2 protein-coding genes are annotated in these 9389 nt (G+C 35.5%); both read right to left on the reverse strand.

Annotated features, from left to right (window positions below; all coding sequences use genetic code 11):
- The coding region (locus H5092_RS02665) for a hypothetical protein (protein ID WP_220492431.1) at positions 1 to 2111 on the reverse strand (2111 nt) is incomplete at its 3' end.
- Between the two features lie 133 nt (positions 2112 to 2244).
- Positions 2245 to 8598: a leucine-rich repeat domain-containing protein gene (locus H5092_RS02670; RefSeq protein WP_182732855.1), complete on the reverse strand. Its 6354-nt coding sequence runs from the start codon at positions 8596 to 8598 to the stop codon at positions 2245 to 2247.
- Between the last annotated feature and the right edge of the window lie 791 nt (positions 8599 to 9389).

A 9389-nucleotide genomic window follows, 5' to 3' on the forward strand; every position in this document is an offset into this window, starting at 1 on the left:
ACTTCCAATACACCGGCCGTGAAATAGCTACCAGAGGTTGAGCCACGTGATGTATCTATTACAAAATCACCATGCACTAATACATAGTCACTGGCGTTTACCATACGAAGCAACCCGCTTGAATGCGTGTACTTACCTTCCTCTTCAATTGGGGTTTGCAGACGGTAATCTCCTTTTACTAATAGCTTACCGCCATTGAGCTCCAAAACACCTGTTGAGTGAAGTGTATCGCCGCCGACACTCAATGTATAGCCATTCAAATTTATTGCGCCGGCTATATGAAAGTCACCATATACGGTTAAATCATGACCAAGTGTTAAATTACATTTAAGGTTTACGTTCTTCCAATAACTCTCATCTATAGAGCACATAGAGGTATTATCAGTAAATACAACCCTCTCTATATCTATAGTTTCAATTATACCTTTATGACCGGCTAGTGTAGGGTCTGTTCCATTTAAGCATTCGTTAGCATTAGTGATGCCGTCTTCGTCTTCGTCTGAACTTCCCTCTTTAAATAGGTTACCAAAATATTTTATTTCACAAAGCTCGTCATGCATTCCGTCATTATCGACATCTATACTATTTAAAAGGTAGGTCCTTTCAGAGTTTGAAATTAAATTTGCAGCCTCGATATATAAATCTATATCTATATTCGAAGATGTGTAACCAGACAAGGTTCTTCCATCTACTATCATTGTATACTTATGGCAATTTCCAACAGATTCAACTACTTCTATATCATGTAGACGACTTAGCCACTTTAACTGATCTTTAGCTTTATAATTAAGATAAGCTTGGCTTAAATAATCTCCACACGCTTCAACCCCGAGTTCAAATTTGTCTGTTGTAACTTCTTCAGTTATAGAGAAATCTAATGTTGTTATTTGTGGAAAAAACTTAAAGCCCCCAACGCCAAATAACAAGTCTCCATCAGAGTATTTAACTAAGACATCTACACTGAGAGATTGGTCAATTTCATTTAAATTAATGTAAAATGACTTAACCTGGTCTGTACCTTCAATATAAACAACATTGCTTATATCCTCATTATACTTTGAAAAAATATTTTTACCTGCAATATTAAAATTTATTGATGTAGGTATACCATAATTAGGATGGTCTAATATTTCGGTTGGGATTGAAAGTGAATAATAGTTAGGTATATCTTCATTAATTAGCCGAGTCGTTGCTGAAAAATAATAAAAAGAATCGTCATCACTTTCATCAACGCCTGTTTCAAATAAATCTCCAACAGTATAACTACTTGTAAATACTTTACATGGCGTGAAGTTAAAGATATCTTCGCATGAATCATCTTTAATATAAGCCTTCATGTTAGAGAAGCTTCTACCTTCATCTCGCCATTTACTCATAATAAAATCTTGAATGACTAGCTTAGCCCATTCATCATTTTTTAAGTTATTGATCACATCATCAGAAACATCGTTTTTCAACACTTCAATAATGCCTTTAATTGCATTAACAGTTTTTAAAGAGAGCTCACCATTATTTATTTCTAAATTTTTTCTTATTTCATTTAAAAACTCACCAAGCTCTTTTACTTGATACTTCAAAATGACCAGCTCATTATAATCAGACTTCAACCTCAAATATGCAGTTCTATTACCTGAACCAAAAGCTATTAAGTTTGACAAGATCCGGGATCTCATCTTAAGTTTCTTATAAGTACCCCCTGTTTTAACTATTCGCTTTAGTTGATTTCTTATGTTGTTTAAGCTTAGGATATTTTGAAATAGTGAGGGGGCTAAGCTATACACATTACTCATTAGTTCTATATTATCACTTGCGGATGAAACACTATTTAATGCGGAAGCTAAACCAGCCCTAGACTCAATAATCGGATGAGAATATAGAGCGTCGACAGTTTTGAGAAGAAGTCTGTTATCACTTGAATTAAAGCTCGGCAAGTCTGCTACTTCGTATACGTTTTGTAACTGAAACTCAAGGTTTTGGGCAACTGCATTTGCGCTTTTGTTTGAAGCTGTGCCCAAAGCTTCAGACTGGACTTTTAGAATATCAGTTGCAATCTGAACAGAAGCAGTGACTTGAAATGAAATAAAAAAAACAACTAGTATTAATAACCTCATTCAAAATATCCCTATATAAAATTCTTGATTTTAAAAATAGCACACCAACATACCGTTAACAAAGATGTTACAATAAAAAACCACGGTGCTATTAACACCGTGGCTTGGTTTTATATATTACTTAATTATCAGCTTAGTGAACGGTGGTGCTTAGCAACCCTAAACCATCACCACTATAAATAAGGCTACTACGTTTCAATGTCCCCACATCAACACCGTTTACGATTATGTCGGCTTGTCCGTCGCTGTTTACATCGTATGAGCTAATCGCTAAATCTGCCCAATCGCCTTCTAGCGTTAAGCGTCCGTACTCAGTCAGTGCTTGCCCGTCTTTTATGACTAACTGGTATTTGCCTGAGTTAACATTTACACCTAACAATGCAACTTCGTTTGTACCGTCGTTGTTTAAATCCCCTAGCTCCATTACTTGCTCGTTTGTCCATATTGCTGGCCAGCTGTAATTCGCTATGCGGGTATTGGCTAAACGTCCGTCGTTTACACGTAGTAACAGTTTGCCGCTGCTGTTTTTACCATACACAGAGACTTCTTTTACATCATCACCTGTGCGGTCACTCAGTAGTAATGGCTGTGCATCAGTTAGGTCGTTTGGCCAGCTAAACGTGCGTATTACACCGCGCTTATCGTGTCCTTTTTTAACAACCCATTGGTAACGACCGTCATCTTTACGCTGACCAAATTGCCCCCAATCAATAGAGCCTTCACCATCTAGGTCGTCCATTTCATGTAGGCTTATGTCATTCCACAGTTTGTTCCAGTTATACACATCTAATTTGTTATTGGCATTGGCGCCGTCGTAAACAAATAGTTGCCCTTTATCTAAACGCTCATGGCGTCCGTATAACGCAACTTCAGGTATACCGTCGTTAGTTACATCACTCATTATAACTATACGTGCGTCTAACCATTGGTTTGGCCATTTAAACGTTTTGTACGTTTGTTTGGTCGCGCCATTTTTTACAAACAACTGTTTTGTGCCATTGGTTAAATGAATACCGGTAATCGCGTACTCTTCAACACCGTCGTTAGTTAAATCACCCACTAATTCAAAGGCAACCTCACCTAAGGTGTTAACCCAGTTCCATGTGCCCATGCCTTGACCTGTGTAGCCATTATAAACCGCTAACTGGTAACGCCCTACAGCACTATTAAAACCAAATAAGCCTATTTCTTTTATGCCGTCGTTATTACGGTCACCCAACAGTTGAATACTTGCTGAGTCAAACCCATCACTTAGCTCATACGCAGCTAACTCGGTAAAGTCATGCCCATCAATAATACTAAACAAAGCATTACCATTAATAAGTGAATACTTCAGCCAGTCGGCTGTACCGTCACCATTGGTGTCGCTAAACTGTACTAAGTTAGCAGGTGCTAAATTAGCATCTGTTGGGTCTAACGGGTCCAGGCCTAACTTAAGTTCATCTTCATCAGATATGCCGTCGTTATCATCATCTAAATCAACGTTGTTACCTATACCATCGTTATCGGTATCAACTGACTCAGTCGCATCAAGCGGGAACGTATCTAAATTATCTGTAACTCCATCATTATCTGTATCATCTAAAAGTGGGTTAGTTTCAAGTAACATTTCTTCAAGGTTCGTTAAACCGTCACTATCAAAGTCACTATTTGCATCATCAGAATTTAATGGATCGAAGCCATATAAAAGCTCATATTCATCACTCATTCCATCATTGTCATCATCGTCATCTAGTGCATCAATAATGCCATCACCATCAAAGTCAGTTTGATTAGCTGGCTCACCGTAATACTCAATCCCTAGCTCAGTTAATGTAGTTAACTGCTCTAAGTCTGATAATGGAATATCATAAATTCGCAACCATAATCCAACACCCGAAAACTCAAATAACGGAGATAAATCAGAGACCTGAGTATTAGAAATATCAAAACCATAGTGGTTATCACCGAGAGTTAGTAGGCTCAAGTCAGAAAATGATGTTCCTGCAGCATAGAAATAACGTAACCCTTCAAAGTCACTAATTGGCTCCCAATTCGTTACTGATGTATTGCTTAGGTCTAAACTATACAGAGGTAGATTATTTACAAGAGTTAAATCACTAAAGTTTGTGTTTGAAAGCTCTAAACGATCTAATGAAGTAAACCCAGTAATATTTGTCCAATCTGTAATTTGTTGTGCGCTAGATAAATCTAACGTTCTTAAATTAGAAGCATTTATTAAGCTTAAATCTGTAAAGTTAGTATCATTTAAATATAAATGCTCAAGCTGAGATAAAGAGCTTAAAAATGACCAATCATCAACTTCTGTGCCCCATAAACGAACCCCCCTGAGCTGAGGTAATGAGCTCAAGCTAGAATAATCAAAGACCTCTGCATTACCTAAATAAAAATAGTTTACTGATTCGCTAATAAATGATGTGTCGGTAAAATTCCCGCCTTGTATCCATAAGCGATAAATCGAAAGGTCATTCAACGCCTGCCAATCCGCAACAACTAAATTATTAAAATCTAAAGATGATAGATTAGGTAAACTCATCAGAGGCGCTAAATTAGAAAGCTGCGAGTTATACATAGTAATAGTTTCGAGCTTTTCTAAACGAGCCATTAATGAAAGAGCTGTGTCAGTTATATTTGCACCGGCAAAACTTCTTAAATTAATAAACGCTTCCAAAGCATCCCAATTATTTACTGGTATATTATTCAGCTGTAAATCAGACAAAAACTTAAAGTGCACTAAGTCGTTAATGTTTTCGATTTCAGCGCTATCATTAGACCAACAGTAAAAATAATCGACGCTATAAACAGACTCCTCAAGCGCATAATCACTTTTAACACACTGCTCAATTACAGCATTTTCGAACTCAAGCTCACCAATTGTTTTCACATGTGCAGTTACATTAGAGTTATTAGGTTCAGCATCTTCATAGTCAGATACACCATCGTTATCAGAATCGCTAAGTGCTGGATTAGTGCCTAAGGTTATTTCTTGACCGTCGGTTAGACCATCCCCATCGGTATCAGACGACTGAGGGTTAGTTCCTAAAGTCATTTCCTCAAGGTTAGTTAAACCATCACCATCATAATCATAACCGGCATCATATGCGTTTGACGGATCAAGCCCATTTTCAAGCTCGTATTCATCACTCATTCCATCATTATCGTCATCTTCATCAATAGCATCTCTAATGCCATCACCGTCGGTGTCCTCTAAACCCGAAGGTGTACCGTAATACTCAATTCCTAAAGTAGTTAAGGTGTCTAATTGCGCAGGATCAGTTAACGGAATTCCGTCAATTAAAACGCTTAAATAACTTCCCATAAAATCAAATAATGGCGACAGGTTTTCAACCTGCGTATATTCAATATCAATGTTTAAGCTCCCTGAGCTTAAGTCTATTAAACTTAAATCTGAAAAGGATGTACTTCTTACATAAAGGTTATATAAGTTTCTAAAACCACTGATTGGCTCCCAATTAGATATTTGAGTTTCTGCAACATTTAAAGTTTCAAGAGGTGCTCCTTCTAGTAACGATAAGTCACTAAAATTTGTCCGCTGTGCATAAAATTGCTTAAGTGATTTAAACTCGCTAACACCACTCCAATCAGTAATTTGTGTATAAGACAAATATAAGCTTGTTAAGTTAAAGCTATTTATAAAGCTCAAATCAGTGAAGTTTGAATTACCTACATGTAGCGCTTCAAGTTGAGTGAGCGAACTTAAAAACGACCAATCATCTGCATTAACACCCCATAGGTACAAACGGTTTAACTGCTCTAGTGAACTTAGTAGCGGTAAGTTAGTAATATCAGTATTCGAACCATCAAAAAACCTAACTGATGCATTAATTAAAGATGCATCGGTAAAGTTCGTATCCTGAACCGATAGATTTGTTAGCTCAATATTAATTAAATCTTGCCAATCGTCTACTGTAGTTCGATACAACTCAAGAGTTGCCAGATTAGGAAGCTCAGTTAATGGCTGCAAGTTAGAAAAAACAGAATTTCGAATATCAACATGTTCTATACTCGCTTTATTAGCCAGTAAATTAAGCCCGTCATCTGTTAATTTTGTGCCTCTAAACGTGGTTAAATATTCAAGTTCATCCAGTGTTTCCCAGTTTATAACTTCCATATATGGCAAGCTAAGCTCTCTTAAAAACTTAAAGTTACCTAAGTCAGTAATATTAGAAAGCGCCGTATCACCTTGTGTCCAACAACTAAAGTAAATTACATCATATACTGATTGTTCTAATGAATAACTGTTAGTAATACACTGTTTAATTATTTCACTTTCAAAGTCAATTTCGCCAATTTTTTTAACTAGTGTAGTAATATTAGGATTATTAGGTTCAGCGTCTTCATAATCAGATACACCATCACCGTCAGTGTCGCTTTGTAGCGGGTTTGAACCTAAAGCAACTTCATGCCCATCCATTAAACCATCATTATCTGAATCATAATTATGAATAGATGTATCAGCAGCATACTCTTCGGCATTAGTTAAACCATCATTGTCAAAGTCTTGGTGTGCATCAGCCACAGCAGGATCCGTTCCTAAGAACTCCTCTATTAAGTCGTTTAAGCCATCGCCATCTGTGTCAGGGAGCTCTGAAAGCAACTTACGAACATAAAAATCTCGTCTATTGTTGTAGCTAAATAATGTGTCGCCGCTTGTAAATAATTGTTCTATATTATTAAAACGTTGAGGGGTTATTTCGCGGGTAACATTGCCATTTTCAGTTTTAATTAATTGCGAATAATTTACATAATTATAAGTCGCATTTTGAAAATAAAATGAGTCTAATCTGTAAATATCACCAACAAAATCGAGTGTAAAATCTCTTAACAGCTGAACAACAGTATCGTAAACTAATACCTGAAATTCTCCGTTTTCATCATAGGTTTTTAGTAGTAACTCAGTTTCACTAAAAGAAAGTAGCTCTGCATATTGGAAAGACGCCTCTAAAACCACCCAACTAGTTAAATCATCCGACGAAATTAAGCCTCTTGTTCCGTCAGAAAGATTGCTCATCGCATAATAAGCACCATTAACGTAATACATGTCCTCTATTCGGCTTACAAATAAGTCTTCGTCATCAAAGGTAACTTCTAAAGGTTCAAGACTTTCTAAATTAGTACCTAAATACAATCCGTTATAACTTTCTAAAAGTATTTCACCATTACTTAAAGTTTTAACACTATTAAAAAATAATAAATCATCTAAGCCATAACTTGTTTCTATCCAATTATTTCCATCAATTGAGCTGAAAAATGATGAGTCACCTAATAAATGGATCATACCGTCACGTACAAGCAAGCTTCTCGCAGTATTATTTTGTTGCTCTAGCAATACCCTGGTGGTGCTTGTTTCAATGTTATAAGCTTCTAATCTAGTGGTTGTATTATAACTAATATCAATCTCATATTTTAAACTTAAAATTTCATCGTTAAATACGTTTACATCAGCTAGATAAACCTCGTTTTTTATAATTTCAGCTTCCGATAAATCAGCGTTAACTTTTCCTACCCTGCCATTGTATGCAATAAAATACTGCTCGGCGTTAAAGCTAAAAAAATACGAAGTATTAATAAGACCTAATACACTCTCTCCAAAAACAAGAGAGCTTGCGTCAGAAGTAAGTGGTGCAACACGGCCGTTTCTATCAATTACAAAATGGTTATCACCTTGCGCTAAAAAGTTGAATTCATCGTAAAAAATAGAATCGTATATTTTAATAAGTTGGTTACCTGCAGCTAACTTATAAACCCCATTGCCATTTCCGCTTAGTGAAATATAAACTACCTCGTTAATAGTTATCACATCGTCAAACTGCCCATTATCTGCAGGCAAGTTAATAACTTCAGAACCAGTGAAATTTTGTGTTTTTAAAAGGTATTCTACATTTTCACCACTATCGTAGTCGTATTCTGAAACAGAAATAAAAGCAATATCTTCATAAAATACTATATCTCTAATATGATAGCTTTTATTTTCAAAATCATAAGATGGAAATAAATTAAACATATCTGAAACAACGGCTTCGGTTACAAAATCATTTGTTTTCATCAAAGTTTGTTGGTTGTCTCGATATCCCCAAAAGTAAAAGCTTTCTTTATCACTCCATAAACCGTAGTCACCAAAAGACAGGTCGGATTTTTTCCATTCGATACCATCAAGGCTATATACAAGTTCGCTGTAATTTCCTTGAAACGCAATTGCAGTTCCCGATGAGCTAAAATTATCGAATATGTCACTTTTTAAACTAAGATGACTTAAGTCTATTGGCGCCCACTCTTTACCATCAGCAGACACTGACACCTGGTCTTCATTTAAAGTGTATAAAACATCTTTAAATACAACAATATTACTATCGTAGCCCATTATTTCTTTAGGTTTTTTAACCATTTCCCAGCCGTACTCAGTAGCATTTAAAACACTACTGAGTAAGGCAAGGAGGCAAAAAAACATGACATTCAAAACTTTCATAACCCTAGTCCTTAAGTTTATAAATTAATATTATTAAATATTTTAATTAATTAAATATCAGCTAGTTAACCATTAACATTCAAGCTGGAAACATAGCTTAAATTCAGTTTTATTAGCCGCTACATACAAAAAATCACATAATTTAAGTGAATAACCTTTTACTTTATTTCTAAGTTAGTTTTACCTCTAAAAGAAAACTAAAAATTTATTATTTTAAATTAACTAAACTACTTTTTTATTCAGTACCGGGCCTACTAAAGATGCGTTTTGACTAAAGGTGAGTTTAAAAATAAAAATCGTGCTAATAAAGAAGACTTTAAAGTAAAAAAAATTCGAGATGTTTTATATCTATAAACACTGAATAAATGAGAAGAAACTAAGTCACCTGGGGAGGTTAGTGACTCTTTTTTAGATAACCATACTAAATAAAAGCATAACGTCATCATGTTTAATTGCTGTTTAACCATTTAAGCACTCCTTTGCTTTAAAAATTAAAATAATAAACCATTCATTTACATTTTACACAAATGTAATTATAGCAATTGAGCAAAATTTAACAATCAGAAACATTATTTTGCGAGTACTTTTTAACTTGTTAGATGGCGCTAAGTGCTAGCGCTATATCCTTACTAAAAAGCCACGGTGCTATTAACACCGTGGCTTCTATTTTACCTATTTAAATATCAGCTTAGTGAATGGTTGTGCTTAGCAATCCTAAACCCTCGCCACTGTAAATAATACTGCTGCGGCTTAATGTTCCAGCATCAACACCGTTAACAATAATGTCAGCC

The organism is Pseudoalteromonas sp. SR41-7 (assembly GCF_014163935.1).
In the GTDB taxonomy this organism is placed as follows: Bacteria; Pseudomonadota; Gammaproteobacteria; order Enterobacterales; family Alteromonadaceae; genus Pseudoalteromonas; species Pseudoalteromonas distincta.

Coding starts and splice junctions, on each gene's coding strand:
- H5092_RS02670 (WP_182732855.1), bottom strand. CDS start 8,598: ATGAAAGTTTTGAATGTCATGTTTTTTTGCCTCCTTGCCTTACTCAGT.